This is a genomic window from Micromonospora sp. WMMC250 (genome assembly GCF_027460215.1).
In the GTDB taxonomy this organism is placed as follows: Bacteria; Actinomycetota; Actinomycetes; order Mycobacteriales; family Micromonosporaceae; genus Micromonospora; species Micromonospora taraxaci.
In genome coordinates this window covers 3,467,357-3,488,731 of record NZ_JAPZBJ010000002.1, presented here as the reverse complement: position 1 = coordinate 3,488,731, position 21,375 = coordinate 3,467,357, and the positions used below count along the sequence as shown (strand labels likewise).

Below are 21,375 nucleotides of genomic sequence, written 5' to 3'. Positions count from 1 at the left end.
TGTCAGTAGGCGCGGGCGTACTGGTCAGGCCCGGTGTACGCGACGCCGAGCTTCGCGGCGGCCCGGCGCGGCCAGTACGGGTCGCGCAGCAGCTCCCGGCCGAGCAGCACCAGGTCGGCTTCGCCGCCGGCGACGATCTGCTCGGCGTGCTCGGGCTCGACGATCAGGCCCACCGCGCCGGTCGGCACGCCGGCCTCGCGGCGGATCTGGGCGGCCAGCGGCACCTGGTAGCCGGGACCGAGGGGGATGCGCTGGTCGACGCTGACGCCGCCGGACGACGCGTCGACCAGGTCGACGCCGACGGTGGCCAACTCGCCGGCCAGCACCACGCTGTCCTCGATCGTCCAGCCGCCCTCGACCCAGTCGGTGGCGGAGATCCGGGTCAGCACCGGCACGTCCTCGCCGACCGCGGCGCGTACCGCGCGGGCCACCTCCAGGGTGAGCCGCATCCGGGCGGTCCGGTCGCCGCCGTACGAGTCGGTGCGGTGGTTGGTCAGCGGCGACAGGAACTCGTTGAGCAGGTAGCCGTGCGCGGCGTGGATCTCCACGGCGGTGAAGCCGGCGGCCAGCGACCGCTCGGCGGCGGTCGCGAACGCCTCGACCACACCGGCGATGCCGGCCTCGTCGAGGCTGGTCGGCGTCCGGTAGCCGGCGGTGAACGCCTCGGATCCGGGCGCGACGGGCGTCCATCCGCCCTCGGCGTCCGGCACACCGCCGCGTTCCGGTGCCCACGGCCGGTACGTGGAGGCCTTGAACCCGGCGTGCGCGAGTTGCACGGCCGGCACCGCGCCGTGGGCGGCGACGAACGCGGTCACCGGTCGCCAGGCGTCGACGTGGGCGCCGGACCACAGCCCGGTGTCCTGAGGGCTGATCCGGCCCTCGGGGAGCACGGCCGTCGCCTCGGTCATCACCAGACCGGCGCCGCCGACCGCGCGACTGCCGAGGTGGGTCAGGTGCCAGTCGGTGGGCAGACCGTCGGGGCCGCAAGAGTACTGGCACATCGGGGCCATGGCGATCCGGTTGGGCAGTGTGACGCCACGCAGGGCCAGGGGGGTGAACAGGGAGCTCATGGGGGACATCCTCTCGAAACGGCAACGGCGACGGGCCCCCGGGGAGAGGGGCCCGTCGCCGTACCGGGTGACGTGGTCAGGCAGGAACAGGGGTCAGGTCGGGCCGGGTCTCCGCGACCGGCTCCGGCTCGGTCAGGTCGCGTCGACCGGCGGACTCGTACGCGACCCGGTCGAGGGTTCCCTCGCGGGCAGCGACGACGGTCGGCACCAGAGCCTGCCCGGCCACGTTGGTGGCGGTGCGGATCATGTCCAGGATCGGGTCGATGGCCAGCAGCAGGCCGGCGCCGGCGAGCGGCAGGCCCAGCGTGCTGAGGGTCAGGGTCAGCATCACGATCGCGCCGGTCAGGCCGGCGGTGGCCGCCGAGCCGACCACCGAGACGAAGGCGATCAGCAGGTAGTCGGTCAGGCCGAGCTGCACACCGAACACCTGGGCCACGAAGATCGCGGCGAGCGCCGGGTAGATGGCGGCGCAACCGTCCATCTTCGTGGTGGCGCCGAACGGCACCGCGAACGAGGCGTACTCGCGGGGCACGCCGAGCCGCTCGACGGAACGCTGGGTCACCGGCATCGTGCCGACCGAGGAACGGGACACGAACGCCAGCTCGATGGCCGGCCAGGCGCCGGCGAAGAAGCGCAGCGGGTTGAGCCGGCCGGCGAGGATCAGCACCAGCGGGTAGACCACGAACAGCACGATGGCGCAGCCGACGTAGACGGCGGTGGTGAACTTCGCGAGGGGGGCCAGCAGGTCCCAGCCGTACGAGGCGACGGCGTTGCCGATCAGGCCGAGCGTGCCGATCGGGGCGAGGCGGATGACCCACCAGAGCGCCTTCTGGACGATCTCCAGCAGGGAACGGTTCAGCGCCACGAACGGCTCGGCGGCTTCGCCGACCAGCAGGGCGGCGGCACCCACGACGACGGCGAGGAAGACGATCTGGAGGACGTTGCCCTCGACGAACGCGCCGATCGGGTTGGTGGGCACGATGCCGGTGAGGAAGTCGGTCCACGAACCGGTCTTCTTCGGTGCGGCAGCGCCACCCAGGTCGAGGCTCACGCCCCGGCCGGGGTTGGTGAGCAGGCCGAGCCCGATGCCGATGCTCACCGCGATCAGGGCGGTGATGCCGAACCACATCAGCGTCTTGAGGGCGAGCCGGGCGGCGTTGGCGACACCGCGCAGGCTGACCACGCTGACCACGATGGCGGTGAAGACCAACGGCGGCACGGCCAGCTTGAGGAGCTGGACGAAGAGGCTGCCGACGGTGTGCAGGGTGCTGGTCAGCCAGCTCAGGTCGTTGGTGCGGGCCAGGAAGCCCAGCGCGACGCCGAGCACGAGGCCGAGCAGGATCTGCACGGAGAAGGGAATCTTGCGCAGGCTGAAGGGCATGTTCTATCCATTTGTCCGGTCTGATTCAGGGCAGGCGTGAAAGCGCGGCTAGCCCGGACAGATGCCACTGGCCTGCAGTCGGAGATCGACATACAGGCGGACAGTGAGGCCCCAGACATTGGTCATCGTTCGCCGACGTTACGCCGATTTCCGCTCATCGGAAGGAGCGGTCGGCGTGAGGCTCCTTACAGCGGCTGAACTTTCCGCTGCCAGGGCCAGCGCGGTGGCGGTGGCCACACCCCACAGCACAGCGAGTCCGAGGATCAGCCGTTCCAGCACACCCACGAACGTGCCCCGACCGAGGACGAGCATCGCCAGCCCCACCGCGGCGCAGAGCGGCAGGGCCAGCGCGGCGGCCGGACCGGCCAGTCGGCGTACCGCCGGGCCCGCCGGCCCGGACACGGAGAGCGTGACCATGGCGAAGACCACCGCCGCGGTCGCCGCGATACTCGCGCCGCCGTGCACCAGATCCGCCACCGTCGCACGCTCGAACGGTGGCAACGGGCAGCCGGCGGAGCAGGTCACCGCCCCGGACACGGCGGTGAAAACCGCGCCGGTGGCGAGCAGCGCCGGGGCCGCCCACACCCCGGGCGGCAGCGCCGCGCCGATCAGCAGCAGCGCGGCGGCAAGAGCGAGGATCCCGATCCGGTACGTCAGGGCGTGCGCGCTGCCGGCGATGCCCGCCTCGCTGACGTACCCGGTGAACCCGGGACCGGGACCAGCGACCACGGCGACCGTCACCGCTGCCGCACCGGCCACCGCGCACCCGGCGGCGGCGGACCCGGCGACCCGGCGGGCGACGTCAGCACGGACCGTCGGCGCGGTCGTGGTGCCGGGCCGACCCGGCTCAACCACGCCCGTGCGGCGTGCCCCAGCCGGACTCGTCCGGCCCGAGCGGCACGATCCCGGTCGGGTTGATCTCCCGATGGGTGGCGTAGTAGTGCCGCTTGATGTGGTCGAAGTCCACCGTCTCGCCGAAGCCCGGGGTCTGGAACAGGTCCCGGGCGTACGCCCACAGCACCGGCATCTCGGTCAGCTTGCTGCGGTTGCACTTGAAGTGCCCGTGGTACGCGGCGTCGAAGCGGACCAGCGTGGTGAACAGCCGCACGTCGGCCTCGGTGATCGCGTCGCCCATCAGGTAGCGCTGCCCGGCGAGGCGCTCGGACAGGACGTCCAGTCGGGCGAAGAGAGCCCGGAACGCCTCGTCGTACGCCTCCTGGGAGGTGGCGAACCCGCACCGGTAGACGCCGTTGTTGACGTCGGTGTGGATCTCGGCCATCAGCGCGTCCATCTCGGGACGCATGTCCTCCCGGTAGAGGTCCGGCGCCCCCGCACGGTGCAGCGACCGCCACTCCGTGGAGAAGTCGAGGGTGAGCTGCGGATAGTCGTTGGTGACCACCCGGCCGGTCAGAGTGTCCACCAGCGCCGGCACTGTCACCCGGCCGGTGTAGTCCGGGTCGGTGGCCAGGTACGCCTCGGACAGGAAGCTCACCCCGAGGACCGGGTCGAAGCCGTCCGGGTCCAGGGCGAACGCCCAACCCCGCTCGTCCCGGATCGGGTCGACGGTGCCCAGCGAGATCGCGTCGTCCAGCCCGAGCAGGCCACGCACGATCCTCGCCCGGTGCGCCCACGGGCAGGCCCGACACCAGATCAACCGGTACCGGCCGGCCTCCAGCGGCCAGCGGTCCTGCTCGTCCGGACCGCCGCCCGGCGGCGAGGTCGAGTCGGCGGTGACCCGCCCGGTGAACCGGTTGGGTTGACGCACGAACGCGCCGCCGCCGCTGGTCTCTGCGCTGAACTGGGCCCGGGCCATGCCGTCAACCTATCCGCTGGCGGCGCGGATATCCTGGCGGCCGGTAGCCCCCGCGACCCGGTGGGCGTGCCCCCACCCCCGCCGTCTGCACCCCCGAAGGACTCGCGATGACAGTGGCATACCTGGTGGCCGGTGTTCGTACCCCGATCGGCCGGTACGCCGGCGCGCTGGCCGGCGTCCGCCCCGACGACCTGGCCGCGCACGTGATCCGCGAACTGGTCGCCCGGCACCCCTCGGTGGACTGGGCCCGGGTGGACGACGTCGTGCTCGGCTGCGCCAACCAGGCCGGCGAGGACAACCGCAACGTCGCCCGGATGGCGGCGCTGCTGGCCGGCCTGCCCGAGGAGGTGCCGGGCAGCACCGTCAACCGGCTCTGCGGCTCCGGCCTGGACGCCCTCGCCACCGCCGCCCGGTCCATCGTCGCCGGCGACGCCGAGCTGGTGATCGCCGGAGGGGTGGAGAGCATGAGCCGTGCGCCGTTCGTCATGCCGAAGGCGACGTCGGCGTACTCCCGGTCGGCCGAGGTGTACGACACCACCCTGGGCTGGCGGTTCGTGAACCCACTGATGCGCGACGGGTGGGGCGTCGACTCGATGCCGGAGACGGCGGAGAACGTCGCCGCCGAGTACGGCGTCAGCCGGGCCGAGCAGGACGCCTTCGCGTACCGCTCGCAGCAGCGCGCAGCCAAGGCGCAGGCCGACGGCCGGTTCGCCGAGGAGATCGTGGCGGTGTCGGTGCCCGCCGGCCGTCGGGAGACTCGCCTGGTCGCCGTCGACGAGCACCCCCGCGAGACCTCGCTGGACAAGCTCGCGGCGCTGCCGACCCCGTTCCGCGACGGCGGCACGGTGACCGCCGGCAACTCGTCGGGCGTCAACGACGGAGCTGTCGCCCTGCTGGTCGCCAGCGAGGCGGCGGTGCGGCGCTACGGCCTGACGCCACTGGCCCGGGTCAGCGGCGCGGCGGCGGCCGGCGTACCGCCCCGCATCATGGGCATCGGCCCGGTGCCGGCGACCCGCAAGCTGCTCGACCGCGTCGGCGTCGAGCTGGGCGCGGTGGACGTGGTGGAGCTGAACGAGGCGTTCGCCGCGCAGTCCGTGGCGGTGCTGCGGGAGCTGGGGTTGCCCGTGGACGCCGAACACGTCAACCCGAACGGCGGCGCTATCGCGCTGGGGCACCCGCTCGGTGCCAGCGGCGCGCGCCTGGCGCTGACCGCCGCCCTGGAGTTGCGTCGGCGCGGTGGTCGCAGGGCTCTGGCCACCATGTGCATCGGCGTCGGTCAAGGCATCTCGCTGTTGCTGGAGTCAGCCGCCTAGAGTGGTCCACACCACACGACCCGCGGGTCCGCCGGTGGTCGCGCACGTCCGTCGACGCCGGTGGTGTCCCGCGCCGCGGCGACGAACTGGGGAGCACACCGATGCCCGACGGACTGCCGACCGAGATCGATCTGACCAGGCCGAGTGCGGCCCGGGTGTACGACTACTTCCTTGGCGGGGCGCACAACTTCGAGATCGACAGGCAGCTGGCCGAACAGATCGCGAGCATGACCCCCAACCTCGCCGCCACCATGCGGTCCGGCCGTGAGTTCCTGCGCCGGGCCGTCCGGGTGCTGCTCGACGCCGGCATCGACCAGTTCCTCGACATCGGCTCCGGAATTCCCACCGTCGGCAACGTGCACGAGGTGGCCCAGGGGGTCAACCCCAAGGCCCGGGTGGTGTACGTCGACATCGACCCGGTCGCTGTCGCCCACAGCCGGGAGTTGCTCGCGGGCAACGAGCTGACCGGGGTCATCCACGCCGACCTGCGCGAGCCGGAGCGCATCCTCGCCGAGACCCGGCAGCTCGGGCTGATCGACTTCAGTCGACCGATGGGCATCCTGCTGGCCGGGGTGGTGCACTTCATCCCCGACGGCGACGGGCCCGAGGAGATCCTGGCCGCCCTGCGGGCCGCCGCCGCACCGGGCAGCTTCCTGGTTCTCTCACACTCCACGTTCGAGGACCAGCCGCAGGAGATGCTGGACGCCCAGCGACTCTCCGCCCGGACGGACACCGAGATCACCCTGCGCTCCCGTGCCCAGGTGACCGGCTTCTTCGGCGACTGGACCGTCCTGGAGCCGGGCGTGGTGCACATGCCGCTCTGGCGCCCCGACTCACCGTCCGACGTGGACGAGCACCCGGAGCGGTTCGGCGCCTTCGGCGGCGTCGCCCGGTACGACCAGCCCGCCGGCTGATCCCATGGCCGCCGTCCCGGATCCCGCCGGGGTCGATGCCGGCCGGGACCCCGCCGGGGTCGATACCGGCCGGGCCGACGCCGGGGTCCATGCCGGCCGGGCTGACGCCCAGGGGTACGCCGCCGACTGGGCCCGCGCGGTACGCCGCCTCGGTTTCGTGCCGCTCAGCGCGGCCGAGACCGAGCGGCTGCTGCTGGTGCACACGATCCGGCTGGCGCAGGCGGTACGGGCGGAGCCGTTCACCGCCCGCCCCGCCGAGGAGGTCGGCGCGGCACTGGTGGAGGCGCACCTGACCGAGCCGCAGGCCCTGGACTGGACGGTGCACGCCCTCGGTGCGGACTTTCCGCACCGGGTGCTGGTGGCCGGCGACCGGCCGGCGGACCTCGCCGACCGGATGGCGGCGTTGCAGGGTGGGCTGGCCGCCGGATTCGCCCGGGCGCTCCGCGACCGCACGTTCAGCCAGCAGGAGCGGATCGCCCGTTCGGCCTGGCAGGCCCGCGACGCGGTCGAGCAGGCGTTGCGCGACAGTGAGGCGCGGTTCCGGGCCGTCTTCACCGGTGCCGCCATCGGGATCGGCATTGCCGATGTGGACGGCCGGATCGTCGATGTCAACCAGGCATTCGCCGACATGCTCGGCTACTCGATCGAGGAGCTCTGCGAGACCAACGTGGCGGCGTTGTACCACGCCGACGACACCGCCGGCATGTGGGAGTTGTACCAGGAGCTGGTCGAGGGCAAGCATGAGTCCGCCCGGGTGGAGAAGCGTTACCACCGCAAGGACGGCACCACGGTCTGGACCGACCTGGCCGTCTCGCTGATCCGCCACGACGACGGCCGCCCCCGCTACACCGTGGCGATGATCGAGGACATCACCCAGCGGTACGAACTCCAGCAGCGGCTGCGCTTCCAGGCGCTGCACGACCCACTGACCGGGTTGCCCAACCGGACGTTGTTCTTCGAGACGCTGGGTCGGGTCCTCGACGGCGCGGGCACCGGGCAGCGGGTCGGGGTGTGCTTCCTCGACCTGGACGGCTTCAAGGCGATCAACGACAGCCTCGGCCACGACCTCGGTGACCAGTTGCTGGTGATGATCGGCCGGCGGCTGAACGAGTGCGTGGCCGACCACGGCCACCTCGTCGCCCGGATGGGTGGCGACGAGTTCGTGATCCTCGTCGACGGAGGGGACGACGTCGACGACGCGGTGGCCGTCGCGGAGGCGGCGCTGGCGGCCGTCGCGGCCCCGGTGCACGTCGGCGACCACCAGTTGGCCGTCTCCGCCAGCGTGGGCATCGTGCAGTGCCCGGCGGAGGAGACCAGCCCGTCGGAGCTGATGAAGGCCGCGGACACCACGCTCTACTGGGCGAAGGCGGCGGGCCGGGGCCAGTGGGCGGTCTACGACCCGGAGCGCAGCGCCCGGGACATCGCCCGGTCGGCGCTTGTCGCCGGGCTGCCCGCCGCGCTGGACCGGGGCGAGTTCGTCCTGCACTACCAACCGATCGTGTCGCTGCTGGAGGGCAGCATGCTGGCGGTGGAGGCGCTGGTCCGCTGGGAGCACCCGGAGCTGGGCCTGATCGGACCGGACCGGTTCATCGGCCTGGCCGAGGAGACCGGCCTGATCGTCCGACTCGGGGAGTGGGTGCTCCGGCAGGCCTGTCACGACGCCGAGCGGTGGTGGCGGGAGTTCCCCGACGCCCGGCTCGTGGTCAGCGTCAACCTGGCCGCGCGTCAGGCCGACGACCCGACGATCGTGGAGACCGTGGCGGACGCCCTGCACACCAGTGGACTGCCCGCGGACCTGCTCCAACTGGAACTGACCGAGAGCGCGGTGATGGGCAGCGCCGACGAACCGTTGCGCAGCCTGTACCGGCTCGCCGCGCTGGGTGTCCGGCTGGCCGTCGACGACTTCGGCACCGGGTACTCCAACCTCGCGTACCTGCGGCGGCTACCGATCCACTGCCTGAAGCTCGCCGGGCCGTTCGTCGAGGGCATCCGTGCCGACAGTGCTGCCGACCACCGCGACGAACGGATCGTCGACGCGCTGGTCCGGTTGGCGCACGCGTTGGAGTTGTGGGTGACCGCCGAGGCGGTCGAGACCGGGGAGCAGGCGGAACGGTTGCGGGCGCTGCGCTGCGACACCGGGCAGGGCCGGTTCTTCGGCGCCCCGGCCCCGGCCGGGGCGATCACCGCCCGGCTGCGTGGCGGTGCGAGCGAGCGTCGCGAGTGAACCGGTGGTGCAGCAGCGTGGCGCGAAGCAGCGGCACGGAGCGGAGCGGAGTGCTGGTGCGAGCGAGGGGTGAACGTTGCGGGCTGACCAGCGGCAGGGCAAGGTGACTGGGTGGACCTGACCGACTCGCAGACGGCGGTGACCGTGGTGGCCGGGTTGGCCATCCTGGCCGGGTTGGCCGGCGTCGTGGTGCCCGGCCTGCCGGCGCTGCCGCTGTGCTGGGGTGGTGTGCTGCTCTGGGCGATCTTCGGTGGCGCGGGCATGGCTGGTTGGGCGGTGTTCGCCGCCGCCACGGTGGTCGCCGCGGGTGGCGTCGTGATCAAGTACGTGTGGCCCGGTCGGAACCTGAAACACGCGGGTGTGCCGACGTCCACGTTGCTCGCCGGCGGGGTGCTCGGCATCATCGGGTTCTTCGTGGTGCCGGTTGTCGGATTGGTGCTCGGCTTCGTCGGCGGGGTGTGGGCGGCGGAACGCCTCCGACTGGGCAGCAACCGCCTCGCCTGGCCGTCCACGGTGCAGGCGCTCAAGGCCGCCGGCCTCTCGATGCTCGTGGAGTTCCTGGCCGGCGTGGTTATCGCCGCCCTCTGGGTAGCCGGTCTCCTCCTGACCTAGACCCCACCCTCACCGCGTTGATCAAGAGGTTTGCGTCAGGCAGGAGCCGAAATCTGACGCAAACCTCTTGATCACGCCGGAAAGAGGGGGAGGGGGTGGGGGTGGGGGGAGGGCGCGGGGCACTTTTGGGGTACGGCGGGACGCCGTACGTGAGAGAGAGGTGTGCCCCGCGCCTTTGGGGTCCGGGCGGTCCGAGTGCCCGGGGTCGGCCCAGATCGAGCCTGGTCACGGGGTCAAGGATGCGCGTCGGGGTAGCTGGACGGCAACGCATTTAGCCCGATGGCGGTGACATTCCCGCCGACCATGTATTGACCGTCTTGATCGGCCGGGATCACACTTTGCCCACTCGCACGCGGAACCACCTCAGGGAGGTGTGCAGTGGCAACGACCCCCGTGCCAACCGCCGAGCAACCGATGGACGACGATGCCCGACGGCTCGCCGAACTCGGCTACAAACAGGAGCTGCGCCGCAAGTGGAGCGGCTTCTCCAACTTCGCCATCTCGTTCTCGATCATCTCCATCCTGGCCGGCTGCTTCACCACCTTCGGCCAGGCGTGGAACAACGGCGGGCCGGTCGCCATCTCCTGGGGCTGGCCGCTGATCTCGCTGTTCATCCTCATCATCGGCTTCTGCATGGCCGAGCTGGTGTCGGCGTACCCGACGGCGGGCGGGATCTACTGGTGGGCGGCCACCATGGGCCGCCCGGTGCACGGCTGGTTCACCGGCTGGTTGAACCTGATCGGCCTGGTGGCGGTCACCGCCTCGGTGGACTACGGCTGCGCGACGTTCCTCAACCTCACCCTGTCGGCGCTCTTCGACGGGTGGGCCGGGACGCTGCGCCAGGCGTTCATGCTGTTCGTGATCATCCTGGTGCTGCACGGTCTGATCAACATCTTCGGGCACCGGATCATCGACGTACTCCAGAACGTCTCGGTCTGGTGGCACGTGGCCGGCGCGGCCGTCGTGGTGGCCATCCTGGTCTTCGTCCCGGACAACCACCAGAGCTTCCAGTTCGTGTTCACCGAGCGCTTCAACAACTCCGGTTTCGGCGACGGGGACGTCGGCGGGTTGACGTTCTGGTTCTACGTGTTGCCGCTGGGCTTCCTGCTGACCCAGTACACGATCACCGGCTTCGACGCCTGCGCGCACGTCTCCGAGGAGACCCGTGGCGCTTCGCAGGCCGCCGCGCGCGGGCTCTGGCAGTCGATCTTCTATTCGGCGGTCGGCGGATGGATCCTGCTGCTGGCGTTCCTCTTCGCGGCCACCGACGTGGAGGCGGTCAACGCCGCGGGCGGCTTCTCCGGCGCGATCTTCGAATCCGCTCTGACCCCGGTCTTCTTCAAGATCGTCATCATCATCTCGACCATCGGCCAGTTCTTCTGCGGCATGAGTTGCGTGACCTCGATGAGCCGGATGGCCTACGCGTTCAGCCGGGACCGTGCGGTGCCCGGTTGGCGGCTCTGGTCAACTGTCGACCGCAACGGCACCCCGGTCAACGCGATCATCGGCGCCACAGTGGCCGGTCTGGTGCTGACCCTGCCGGCGCTCTACGAGAGTTCGGCCGGCATTCCCGTCGCGTTCTACGCGGTGGTCTCGGTCGCGGTGCTCGGGCTCTACCTGTCCTTCCTCATCCCGATCGCCCTGCGGCTGCGGATGGGCGACCGGTTCGTCCCCGGCCCCTGGACGCTGGGGCGCAAGTACAAGCTGCTCGGCTGGATCGCGGTGATCGAGATCGCGGTGATCGCTGTCTACTTCGTGCTGCCGATCGTGCCCGCCGGGGTGCCCGGCAACGACGGGTTCACCTGGTCGGCGGTGAACTACGCGCCGCTCGCCGTCGGCGGGGTGCTGCTGGTGGTCGCCGTCTGGTGGTACGCGTCGGCACGTACGTGGTTCACCGGTCCGGTGCGTACCGTCGAGGAACCTGCCACCAGGTCCCAGCCGGCGGTGGTCGACGGGTCGGAGTGACGCCGGCCGCGCACCCGGTCAGGATCGGGCCGCGCCGGCACGACCGGCGGGCGGCGGTTGCCGCTCGCCGGTCGTGAACCGCAGGACGCGATCGTCCAGCGGCGTCGGCGTGCCGTTGTCGTCGCGGTTGCTGGTGGTCACCCACAGCGAGCCGTCCCGTGCCGCGACGACGGTACGCAGGCGGCCGTGGACGCCCACCAGTTCGGCGACCGGGGTGCCGACCTGCCCAGCGGCACTCACCGGCACCGCCCACAACCGGGTGCCCCGCAGAGCGGCGACGAACAGCGTGTCGCCCGCGAAGGCGACGCCACTCGGCGACGCCTGCGCCGGGGGCCAGACGACTACCGGAGCGCGGAACCGGGGGTCGACGCTCGGACCCTCCACGACCGGCCAACCGTAGTTGCCACCCCGCACGATGACGTTGACCTCGTCCCAGGTGGCCTGGCCGAACTCGGAGGCGAACAGGCGGCCGCGCGGATCCCAGGTCAACCCCTGCACGTTGCGGTGGCCGTAGCTGAAGACCGGCGAGCCGGGGAACGGATTGTCCGCCGGGATGCCGCCGTTCGGCCGGATCCGCAGGATCTTGCCGTTGCGGCTGGCCAGGTCCTGCGCGTTGGCGGGCACACCGGCGTCACCGATGCCGGCGTAGAGCAGCCCGTCCGGGCCGAAGGCGATCCGGCCGCCGTAGTGGAACGACGCCCGCGTGAGACCGCTGAGGATCACCTGCTGGTGCTGCGGGGCGCTCAGGCGGAACCGCGTGATGCGGATGTCGGAGGCGGTGGTGAAGCAGACGTACACCCATCGGTCCTGCCGGTAGCGGGGCGAGACGGCGAGGCCGAGCAGCCCTCCCTCGCCGCCGGCGACCACGCCGGGGATCCGGGCGACCGGCACGGGTGGCCGACCCGGTCGTATCCGCACCACGGTGCCCAGGTCCCGCTGGCCGACGAGGGCGCTGCCGTCGGGAAGGAAGTCCAGCCCCCACGGAACGTCCAGCCCGGTCGCGACGACGTCCGGGTCGGCGAAGTCGAAACCGCCGGCCTGAGACGCGACCACGGGCGCCGGCGCCGGCTGTACGCCCGCCTCGGCGCTCACCGTGCTCGCGAGCGCGATGACGGCGGTGACGACGGACAGGACTGCTCGAAGACGCATGCCAACTCCTCGCCTGGTTTGCCGCCGACCACTGCGGGGGCATTGACGGTGATCCGGATTGCCAGTAGACCTTGGTGATGGAGGCCCGCTGATGAGCAGAACGCCGTTGACGCTGGAAGAGTTGCGGGTCGCCGTCGAGGCCGGCGAGATAGACACTGTGGTGTTGGCCCTGGTCGACATGCAGGGCCGGTTGCAGGGCAAGCGGTTCCACGCGCCGTTCTTCCTCGACCAGGTGGCCGAACACGGCAGCGAGGGCTGCAACTACCTGCTCGCCGTGGACGTCGACATGAACACCGTCGACGGGTACGCGATGTCGAGCTGGGAGCGCGGTTACGGCGACTTCGCGATGGTGCCGGACTTCGCCACGTTGCGCCGGGTTCCCTGGCAACCCGGATCCGCGATGCTGCTGGCCGACCTGACCTGGCTCGACGGCTCCGGTGACGTGGTCGCCTCGCCCCGGCAGATCCTGCGCCGCCAGCTGGACCGGCTGGCCGAGCACGGGCTGACCGCGTACGCCGGCACCGAGCTGGAGTTCGTGCTGTTCCGCGACTCGTACGAGGACGCCTGGCGGCGGGGCTACCGGGACCTCACCCCGGCGAATCAGTACAACGTCGACTACTCGCTGCTCGGCACCGCCCGGGTGGAGCCGCTGCTACGCCGGATCCGCACCGAGATGGCCGCCGCCGGGCTGACGCCGGAGAGCGCCAAGGGTGAGTGCAACCTCGGCCAGCACGAGATCGCGTTCCGCTACGACGAGGCGGTGGCCTGCGCCGACCACCACGTCATCTACAAGAACGGCGCCAAGGAGATCGCCGCCCAGGAGGGCATGGCGATCACCTTCATGGCCAAGCCGAACGAGCGGGAGGGCAACTCCTGCCACGTCCACTTCTCGCTGCGCGACTCCTCCGGCTCGTCGGCGATGCTCGGTGACGGGCCAGCGCACCTGAGCGAGACCGGGCAGCGGGTGCTCGCCGGGCTGTTGGCCACCATGCGGGAGTTCAGCCTGCTCTTCGCCCCGAACATCAACTCCTACAAGCGTTACCAGCCGGGGTCGTTCGCCCCGACGGCGCTGCGGTGGGGGGTGGACAACCGCACGTGCGCGCTGCGGGTGGTCGGCCACGGGCAGGGGATGCGCGTGGAGAACCGGGTGCCCGGGGCCGACGTCAACCCGTACCTGGCGATCGCCGGGCTGGTCGCCGGCGCGCTGCACGGCATCGACCAGGAGCTGGAGCTGAGCGACGAGTGCACCGGCAACGCCTACGACGACCCGGAGGCCGAGCGGGTGCCCGGCACGCTGCGTGACGCCCTGGCCCTCTGGGAGGGTTCGACGGTGGCCCGGGAGGCGTTCGGGGCGGAGGTGGTGGCCCACTACGCCAACCAGGCGCGGGTCGAGCTGGCCGCCTTCGACGCCGCGGTGACGGACTGGGAGCTGACCCGTGGTTTCGAGCGCCTGTGAGGCGGGGGTGATGGCGTGACCCTGGTTCGTGATCCTGCTTCTGAGGAGATCGTCCGGGAGGTTCCCGGGGCTTCGCTGGACGAGGTGGACGCTGTTGTTGCGCGGGCGGCTGCCGCCTTCGAGGCGTGGCGGAAGGTCGGGCCGGGGGACCGGGCCCGGTTGCTGCGGCGGTTCGCCTCCGTCGTTGACGCGCATCTGGACGAGTTGGCCGCGCTGGAGGTCCGCAACGCCGGGCACACCATCGGCAACGCCCGGTGGGAGGCCGGCAACGTGCGGGATGTCCTGGACTACTACGCCGGGGCGCCGGAGCGGTTGACCGGGCGGCAGATCCCGGTGCCGGGTGGGCTGGACGTCACCTTCCACGAGCCGCTGGGCGTGGTCGGCGTGATCGTGCCGTGGAACTTCCCGATGCCGATCGCCGCCTGGGGATTCGTGCCGGCCCTCGCCGCCGGCAACACGGTGGTGCTCAAACCCGCCGAGCTGACCCCGCTCACCGCGCTGCGGCTGGCCGAGCTGGCTCGCGAGGCCGGCCTGCCCGAGGATGTGTTCACCGTCGTACCGGGCGAGGGGGCCGTGGTGGGGGAGCGGTTCGTCAGCCACCCGGCGGTCCGCAAGATCTGCTTCACCGGCTCCACCGAGGTCGGCACCCGGATCATGGCCGGCTGCGCCACGCAGGTGAAGCGACTCACTCTGGAGTTGGGTGGCAAGAGCGCGAACATCGTGTTCGCCGACGCGGACCTGGAACGCGCCGCCGCGACCGCGCCGGGCGCCGTCTTCGACAACGCCGGCCAGGACTGCTGCGCACGGTCGCGGATCCTCGTCCAACAACCGGTGTACGACCGGTTCCTGGCGCTCCTCGAACCAGCGGTACGCGCGGTGCGGGTCGAGGACCCGTCCCGGGACACCGCCGAGATGGGCCCGCTGATCTCCGCGACCCAGCGGGACCGGGTGGCCGATTACCTGACCGACGCGACTGTCGCGTTCACCGGGTCCTGCCCCGACGGCCCCGGGTTCTGGCACGCGCCCACGGTGCTGTTGGCCGACTCACCTGCCGACCGGCACTGGCGGGAGGAGATCTTCGGGCCGGTGGTCTCGGTGCTGCCGTTCGATGACGAAGCCGACGCGGTCCGGCTCGCCAACGACACCGAGTACGGCCTGTCCGGCTCCATCTGGACCCGGGACGTGGGTCGGGCGCTGCGCCTAGCCCGCGCCGTCGAGGCGGGCAACCTCAGCGTCAACTCGCATTCCTCGGTGCGCTACTGGACCCCGTTCGGTGGGATGAAGCGTTCCGGACTCGGCCGTGAGCTGGGCCCGGACGCGCTGCACTCGTTCACCGACGTCAAGAACGTGTTCATCGCGACAGAGGAGTGATGCGGGTGCAGGGTCGGTTGCAGGACCGGGTGGCAGTGGTCACCGGCGCGGGCAGCGGTATCGGGTTGGCCACCGCCCGGCGGTTCGCCGCCGAGGGGGCCCGGGTGGTGTGCGTCGACATCGACACGACGGCCGGCGCGACGGCCGCCGAGGAGTGCGGCGGCGAGTTCGTCCACACCGACGTGGCCGACGAGTCGGCGGTACGCGACCTGTTCGACGGGGTGGCCGACCGGCACGGCCGGGTGGACATCGCGTTCAACAACGCCGGCATCTCCCCGCCCGACGACGACTCCATCCTGGACACCGGCCTCGACGCGTGGGAGCGGGTGCTGCGCGTCAACACGACGAGCGTCTACCTGTGCTGCAAGTACGCGATCCCGCACATGCGTCGCCAGGGCAAGGGCTCGATCATCAACACCGCCTCCTTCGTGGCGCTGATGGGAGCGGCGACGTCGCAGATCGCGTACACCGCGAGCAAGGGCGGGGTGCTGGCGATGACCCGGGAGCTGGGTGTGCAGTTCGCCCGCGAGGGCATCCGGGTCAACGCGCTCTGTCCCGGCCCGGTGGCCACCCCACTGCTGTTGGAGTTGTTCGCCGCCGACCCGGAGCGGGCCGCCCGCCGCCTCGTGCACGTGCCGATGGGGCGGTTCGGGCAACCGGAGGAGATCGCCGCCGCGGTGGCGTTCCTGGCCAGCGACGACGCCTCGTTCATGACCGCCGCGCAGTTCGTGGTCGACGGCGGCATCACCGGCGCGTACGTCACGCCTCTGTGAGCGCGAGGAGTGAGCCGGTTTTGCGAGCCCCGCAGTCGCGAACGGTGCCAGGTCTGTGAGCGCGAGGAGTGAGCCGGTTTTGCGAGCCCCGCAGTCGCGAACGGTGCCAGGTCTGTGAGCGCGAGGAGTGAGCCGGTTTTGCGAGCCCCGCAGTCGCGAACGGTGCCAGCGCTATGAGGCCGGTGATCGGGATCAGCGCGTACGTCGAGCCGGCCGGCTGGGCGGTGTGGCGGGACGTACCTGCCGTCCTGGTGCCGGAGGCGTACGCGCGGGCGGTGACGGCCGCCGGCGGCCGGGCCGTGGTCCTGCCGCCGGACGACGTGGACGGTGACGTGGTGGCGGTCCTGGACGGGCTGCTGCTGGCCGGTGGGGCCGACGTCGGTCCGGGGCGGTACGGGCAGCGGCCCGACCCGCGTACCGAGGACCGGCCGGACCGGGACGCCGGCGAGTTGACACTGTTGGCCGCCGCGCTCGCCGCCGATCTGCCGGTGCTGGGCGTGTGCCGGGGCATGCAGTTGCTCGCCGTGGCCTACGGCGGAACCCTGCACCAGCACCTGCCCGACGTGGTCGGTCATGACGCGCACCGTCCGGCGCCCGGTGTCTACGGCAGCCACCCGGTGCGGTTCGCGCCGGGAAGTCTGGCGGCGACGGTGCTGGCCGGGGTGGACCGGGTCAACTCCTACCACCACCAGGCGGTCGCCGACCCGGGCCGGCTGTCGGTCACCGGTTGGGCGGAGGACGGTGTGGTGGAGGCGGTGGAGGATCCGGCCCTGCCGTTCGTGCTCGGTGTGCAGTGGCATCCGGAGAACGAGCCGGACCCGCGGCCGATCACCGCGCTGGTGCGGGCCGCCGGGCGGCTGGTCGACAGCGGGTGTGACGCTCGTCGCCCCCGTGCGGAGGTGTCACCGGTGCGAGGATCGACGGATGGGCAAGGTCTATCCGGAGATCGACGGTCGACTGGGTGACTTCATCACGGCTCAGCCGGTCTTCTTCGTGGCCACCGCGCCGTCCGGCGCAGAGGGGCACGTCAACGTCTCGCCGAAGGGCATGCGAGGCACCTTCGTCATCCTCGGGCCGCATCGGGTGGCGTACCTCGACTATCACGGCAGCGGGGCGGAGACCATCGCCCACCTGCGGGACAACGGCCGGATCACGCTGATGTTCTGTGCCTTCGACGGGCCGCCGAAGATCGTCCGGTTGCATGGCCGGGGCACCAGCGTCGCCGTGACCGAGGAGACCTTCGCCGACCGGCTCGCCGAGTTTCCGGCGCCTCCGGACGTGCACGCCGTCCGGGCGGTGATCATCGTCGAGGTGGAGCGGGTCAGCGACTCCTGCGGGTACGCGGTGCCTCTGATGGACTTCCGCACCGAGCGTGATCTGTTGCTCACGTCACACTCCCGGCGTACGGCCGAGGATCTGGTGGTCTATCGGGCCACCAAGAACGCGGCAAGCATCGACGGGTTGCCGGTCTTCTGACTGGTCGGGGCGCTTCGACCACGGCCGTTGGACGCCGCCGCCCGCCCGTGCTGTCCGGTGTCCGACGGCTCGCGCGAACGTCAACAGCGTCCACCTGTCGTGATGCGTTACGTTGCTGGTCCGCTGGGGTACAAGTCCGAGCACGGCGGGAGAAGATCAACGGTCGCGGGGTACGGCCGGAGCGGGAGGCTGCATGAGCTCGGCCCAGGGGGGAGCGGACGAACGGCATCCTGCCGCGTCCGGCAGTGAAACCTCCCCGATGCTGGCGGCGGCGTTCGCGGCGGGCGGTGAGTTGGGCGAGCGGCTGGCGAACTTCGACTGGTCCTCCGGCCCGCTCGGCACACCCGGTCAGTGGCCTGTCGCGCTGTCCAACGCGGTCGGCATGATGCTCGCCTCCAGCGCACCCATCGTCATGTTCTGGGGCGACGACCAGCGCGCCTTCTACAACGACGCGTACCGGCCGACCATCGGTGCCAAGCACCCGCACGCCATCGGCCAACCGGCCCGCTCGTACTGGGCGGAGACCTGGCCGGTGCTCGGCCCGCTGCTCGACGGTGTCCGGACCACAGGTCGCTCCTACCGGGGCGAGGACCACCCCTTCCTGCTGGACCGGCACGGCTTCGTCGAGCAGACCTACTTCAACGTCTCGTACGACCCGATCCGCAGCGCCGACGGTTCGGTCGGTGGCGTCTACTGCATCGTCAGCGAGACCACCGGACGGGTGCTCGGCGAGCGTCGGCTGCGAGCACTGGCCGAACTGGGCGCCGAGCTGAACGACATCGGCAGCGCCGCCGAACTCGGCCGAACCGCGGCCGAGGTGCTCGGCCGGCACCGGGCGGACGTGCCGTTCGCCCTGATCTACCTGACCGACGACAGTGGTCAGCTCGCCCTGGCCGGTTCCACGGGTAGCGTCCCGCCGCCGGCCGACGCCGTCGCGCAGGTGCTGGCGCAGGTGACCGGCGACGGCACGCCCGCCACTGTCGAGGTGGCCGACCTGGTCGATTCGCCGCCGGTCGACGCCGCCGACCAGGCCCTCGTTCTGCCGCTCACGGCCACCAGCGAGACGGTGGGCGCGTTGATCGTCGGCGTGGGCCGTCAGCTGCCGCTCGGCGACGACTACCGGAACTTCCTCGACCTGGTTGCCGCGCAGATCTCCCGTGCGGTCGGCACGCAGCGTGCGTACGAGCAGGAACGGGCCCGGGCCGCCGAGTTGGCCGCACTGGACCGGGCGAAGACCAACTTCTTCGCCAACGTCAGCCACGAGTTCCGCACCCCGCTGACCCTGGTGCTCGGTCCACTGGAGGACATGCTGGCCGACCCGGCGCTACCCGCTTCCGGGACCGAGCGGCTCACCACCATGCACCGCAACGCGTTGCGCCTGCTCAAGTTGGTCAACACGGTGCTGGACTTCTCCCGACTGGAATCCGGGCGGCTCGCCGCCCGCTACCAGCCCACCGACCTCGCCGGCTACACGGCCCGGCTGGCCAGCACCTTCCGGTCGGCCACCGACCGGGCCGGATTGCGGCTGGTGGTGGACTGCCCGCCACTGCCGGCGCCGGTCTTCGTCGACCGCGACATGTGGGAGAAGATCGTCCTCAACCTGGTGTCCAACGCCGTCAAGTTCACCTTCGACGGCGAGATCCGGGTGCAGGTCCGGGCGGTGGACGGCGCGGCCCGGCTGGAGGTGACCGACACCGGCATCGGCATCGTGCCGGACGAGATTCCGCACGTCTTCGAGCGGTTCCACCGGGTGCCCGGGGCGCGCGCACGCACCCACGAGGGCACCGGGATCGGCTTGGCGCTGGTCCGGGAACTGGTCGAGATGCACGGCGGCGAGGTCGGGCTGACCAGTCGGGTCGACGAGGGCAGCACCTTCACGGTGACCATCCCGACCGGTGCGGACCACCTGCCGGTGGACCGGGTCGTCACGTTCGGCCACCTGCCCACGGCGGAGCCCGAGCAGGCCCGCCTCTACGTGGCGGAGACCGCGTTGTGGAGCGGCACCGGCCCGGCACCCGATTACGACAGCCGGCCGACCGACGGCACCCCGGCCGGCCGCATCCTGGTCGTCGACGACAACGCGGACCTGCGTGAGCACGTCACGCGGCTGCTCTCCCCGACCTGGGAGGTGGTCACCGCGAACGACGGGCTGGCCGCGCTGCCGCTGGCTCGCGACGGTGGGTTCGACCTGGTGCTCAGCGACGTGATGATGCCCCGGCTCGACGGGTTCGGGCTGGTGAGCGCGCTGCGCGCGGACCCGCGTACCCGGCATGTCCCGATCGTGCTGCTCTCCGCCCGGGCCGGCGCCGCGGAGGCCGTCGCCGGTCTCTCCGCCGGCGCGGACGACTACCTCACCAAGCCCTTCGCCAGCCAGGAGTTGATCGCCCGGGTCCGGGCCAACGTCGAGCTGGGCCAGCTCCGCGGGCAGATCATCCGGCGGCTCCGGGCGCTGGCCGACGCGGCGGTGGCGGTCAACACCGCCCGGTCCACCGGGGACGTGCTCCAGGTCGCCGCCCGGCACGCGCTCAGCCTCGCCGAGGCCGCCCGAGTGGTGGTCACCGCGGCCGGGGCCCGCGCCGAGGCGGACGGTGGTGGCACCACCGCCACCGACCCGTCCTTCGCGACCGAGCTGACCGGCACCGCCGGCGACGTGCTCGGTGAGCTGCGGGTCTGGCGGCCCGACGGCGACGCGCAGGCCGACGACGCCGCGCTGACCCAACTGGCCCGGCTGGTCGGGGTGCGGTTGGAGAACGCCCAGCTCTACGAGGCCGAACACCGCATCGCCACCACCCTGCAACACAGCCTGCTGCCGCGAGCGCTGCCGCAGCTGCCCGGGGCGGTGCTGGCCAGCCGTTACCTGCCCGGCACCGCCGACGTCGAGGTCGGCGGTGACTGGTACGACGCCATCGCCCTCGACAACGGTGACCTGGTGCTGGTCATCGGCGACGTGGTGGGCAAGGGCGTCCAGGCCGCCGCCGCGATGGGGCAACTGCGCAACGCACTGCGGGCGTACCTGCTGGAGGGCTACGGGCCGGGCGAGGCGCTGACCCGGCTCAACCGGCTGGTCGGGTCCACCGAGCGTCGTTCCTTCGCGACGGTGGTCTGTCTGGTGTTCGACCCGCGTACCAGCCGCCTGCGGTATGCCAGTGCCGGTCACCCGTCCCCACTGCTGATCAGAGGAGGCGACGTGTCGTTCCTGCACGTGCGCGCGCTCGGCCCGCCGGTCGGCGCCATCCCCGACGCCACGTACGAGGCGGTCGAGAGCGAGTTGACGCCGGGCAGTCGGCTGTTGCTCTACACCGACGGGCTGATCGAGGATCGGCAGCTCGACATCGACGGCGCGCTGGCCCAACTGTGCCTGGATGCGGCCACCCCCAGCGAGCACGTGGCCGACCTGATCGACGCGGTGGTCGAGCGGGTCGACGGGCGGCCTCGCCGTGACGACGTGGCCGTTCTCGCCCTGGAGGCGGCGGAGCTGAACCGCTTCGCGTTGCGGCTACCGGCGGACCCGACCCGGCTGAGCGTGCTGCGCAAGCGTCTGGAGGACTTCCTGGTCGCGCACGAGGTCGGCGAGACCGACGTGTTCGACCTGACCGTCGCGGTCTCCGAGGCCGCCGCGAACGCCATCGAACACCCGGTCCACCCCGCCGAGGCCACGATCAGCGTGGAGGTGGCGATCGAGAACCGGACGGTGACGGCGACCGTGCGGGACAGCGGGCAGTGGCGTGAGTCGACCGGTTCCGGGTTCCGGGGGCGTGGTCTGGCGCTGATCAAGGCGTTGGGTGACCTGTCGGTGCGGCGCACCGACGAGGGCACCGAGGTGACGCTGCGCCGGCAGCTACGGGACTGACCAGGCGC

Annotated in this window: 16 protein-coding genes; 11 read left to right on the top strand and 5 right to left on the bottom strand. The window is 71.7% G+C overall.

Translation table 11 applies throughout. The annotated features are described in order from the left end of the window. Positions 1 to 2: 2 nt before the first annotated feature. From O3438_RS15305 to O3438_RS15290, 4 genes are all read right to left on the bottom strand, one after another. Positions 3 to 1,070: an NADH:flavin oxidoreductase/NADH oxidase gene (locus tag O3438_RS15305; RefSeq protein WP_269680602.1), complete on the bottom strand. Its 1,068-nt coding sequence runs from the start codon at positions 1,068 to 1,070 to the stop codon at positions 3 to 5. A gap of 76 nt (positions 1,071 to 1,146) precedes the next feature. Next, the gene (locus tag O3438_RS15300; protein WP_208745213.1) at positions 1,147 to 2,439 is read right to left on the bottom strand and encodes a dicarboxylate/amino acid:cation symporter; all 1,293 of its coding nucleotides are present in this window, start codon (positions 2,437 to 2,439) and stop codon (positions 1,147 to 1,149) included. Positions 2,440 to 2,589: 150 nt separating this feature from the next. After that, positions 2,590 to 3,306: a DUF998 domain-containing protein gene (locus tag O3438_RS15295; protein WP_269680601.1), complete on the bottom strand. Its 717-nt coding sequence runs from the start codon at positions 3,304 to 3,306 to the stop codon at positions 2,590 to 2,592. Beyond that, positions 3,299 to 4,264: a glutathione S-transferase family protein gene (locus O3438_RS15290; protein WP_269680600.1), complete on the bottom strand. Its 966-nt coding sequence runs from the start codon at positions 4,262 to 4,264 to the stop codon at positions 3,299 to 3,301. The genes O3438_RS15295 and O3438_RS15290 overlap by 8 nt, the downstream gene beginning before the upstream one ends. A 107-nt stretch (positions 4,265 to 4,371) precedes the next feature. On the opposite strand from O3438_RS15290, the gene pcaF reads away from it, so the two are divergent. The 5 genes from pcaF (at position 4,372) to O3438_RS15265 (ending at position 11,292) form a co-directional block, all read left to right on the top strand. After that, positions 4,372 to 5,577, top strand: a complete 1,206-nt coding sequence (gene pcaF / locus O3438_RS15285; protein WP_269680599.1) for a 3-oxoadipyl-CoA thiolase — start codon at positions 4,372 to 4,374, stop codon at positions 5,575 to 5,577. 101 nt (positions 5,578 to 5,678) lie between these two features. Next, entirely contained in the window at positions 5,679 to 6,491 is an 813-nt protein-coding gene (locus O3438_RS15280; RefSeq protein WP_269680598.1) for an SAM-dependent methyltransferase, read from the top strand. Between the two features lie 4 nt (positions 6,492 to 6,495). Further along, positions 6,496 to 8,715: a putative bifunctional diguanylate cyclase/phosphodiesterase gene (locus tag O3438_RS15275; protein ID WP_269680597.1), complete on the top strand. Its 2,220-nt coding sequence runs from the start codon at positions 6,496 to 6,498 to the stop codon at positions 8,713 to 8,715. Positions 8,716 to 8,826: 111 nt separating this feature from the next. Beyond that, positions 8,827 to 9,327 carry a DUF456 domain-containing protein gene (locus O3438_RS15270; protein WP_269680596.1) on the top strand — a complete coding sequence of 167 codons (501 nt, stop codon included), beginning with the start codon at positions 8,827 to 8,829 and terminating at the stop codon, positions 9,325 to 9,327. Between the two features lie 378 nt (positions 9,328 to 9,705). Then, positions 9,706 to 11,292: an amino acid permease gene (locus tag O3438_RS15265; protein WP_269680595.1), complete on the top strand. Its 1,587-nt coding sequence runs from the start codon at positions 9,706 to 9,708 to the stop codon at positions 11,290 to 11,292. Positions 11,293 to 11,310: 18 nt separating this feature from the next. Here the strand turns inward: O3438_RS15265 and O3438_RS15260 are convergent, their stop codons facing one another. Next, on the bottom strand, positions 11,311 to 12,441 hold the full coding sequence (locus O3438_RS15260) for a PQQ-dependent sugar dehydrogenase (protein WP_269680594.1): 1,131 nt from the start codon (positions 12,439 to 12,441) through the stop codon (positions 11,311 to 11,313). A 91-nt stretch (positions 12,442 to 12,532) separates the two neighbouring features. On the opposite strand from O3438_RS15260, the gene O3438_RS15255 reads away from it, so the two are divergent. The 6 genes from O3438_RS15255 (at position 12,533) to O3438_RS15230 (ending at position 21,367) form a co-directional block, all read left to right on the top strand. Next, positions 12,533 to 13,897, top strand: a complete 1,365-nt coding sequence (locus O3438_RS15255) for a glutamine synthetase family protein (protein WP_269680593.1) — start codon at positions 12,533 to 12,535, stop codon at positions 13,895 to 13,897. A 15-nt stretch (positions 13,898 to 13,912) separates the two neighbouring features. After that, complete coding sequence (locus O3438_RS15250) at positions 13,913 to 15,268, top strand: aldehyde dehydrogenase family protein (protein WP_269680592.1); 1,356 nt, start codon at positions 13,913 to 13,915, stop codon at positions 15,266 to 15,268. Beyond that, positions 15,268 to 16,041: a 3-oxoacyl-ACP reductase gene (locus tag O3438_RS15245; protein ID WP_269680591.1), complete on the top strand. Its 774-nt coding sequence runs from the start codon at positions 15,268 to 15,270 to the stop codon at positions 16,039 to 16,041. Before O3438_RS15250 ends, O3438_RS15245 begins: the two co-directional genes overlap by 1 nt. A 173-nt stretch (positions 16,042 to 16,214) precedes the next feature. Continuing rightward, positions 16,215 to 17,006, top strand: a complete 792-nt coding sequence (locus tag O3438_RS15240; protein WP_269680590.1) for a gamma-glutamyl-gamma-aminobutyrate hydrolase family protein — start codon at positions 16,215 to 16,217, stop codon at positions 17,004 to 17,006. Further along, positions 16,966 to 17,517 (top strand): pyridoxamine 5'-phosphate oxidase family protein, encoded by a 552-nt coding sequence (locus tag O3438_RS15235; protein WP_269680589.1) that lies wholly within the window; start codon positions 16,966 to 16,968, stop codon positions 17,515 to 17,517. The genes O3438_RS15240 and O3438_RS15235 overlap by 41 nt, the downstream gene beginning before the upstream one ends. Positions 17,518 to 17,710: 193 nt before the next feature. Further along, positions 17,711 to 21,367: a SpoIIE family protein phosphatase gene (locus O3438_RS15230; RefSeq protein ID WP_269680588.1), complete on the top strand. Its 3,657-nt coding sequence runs from the start codon at positions 17,711 to 17,713 to the stop codon at positions 21,365 to 21,367. The last annotated feature ends 8 nt before the right edge of the window (positions 21,368 to 21,375 follow it).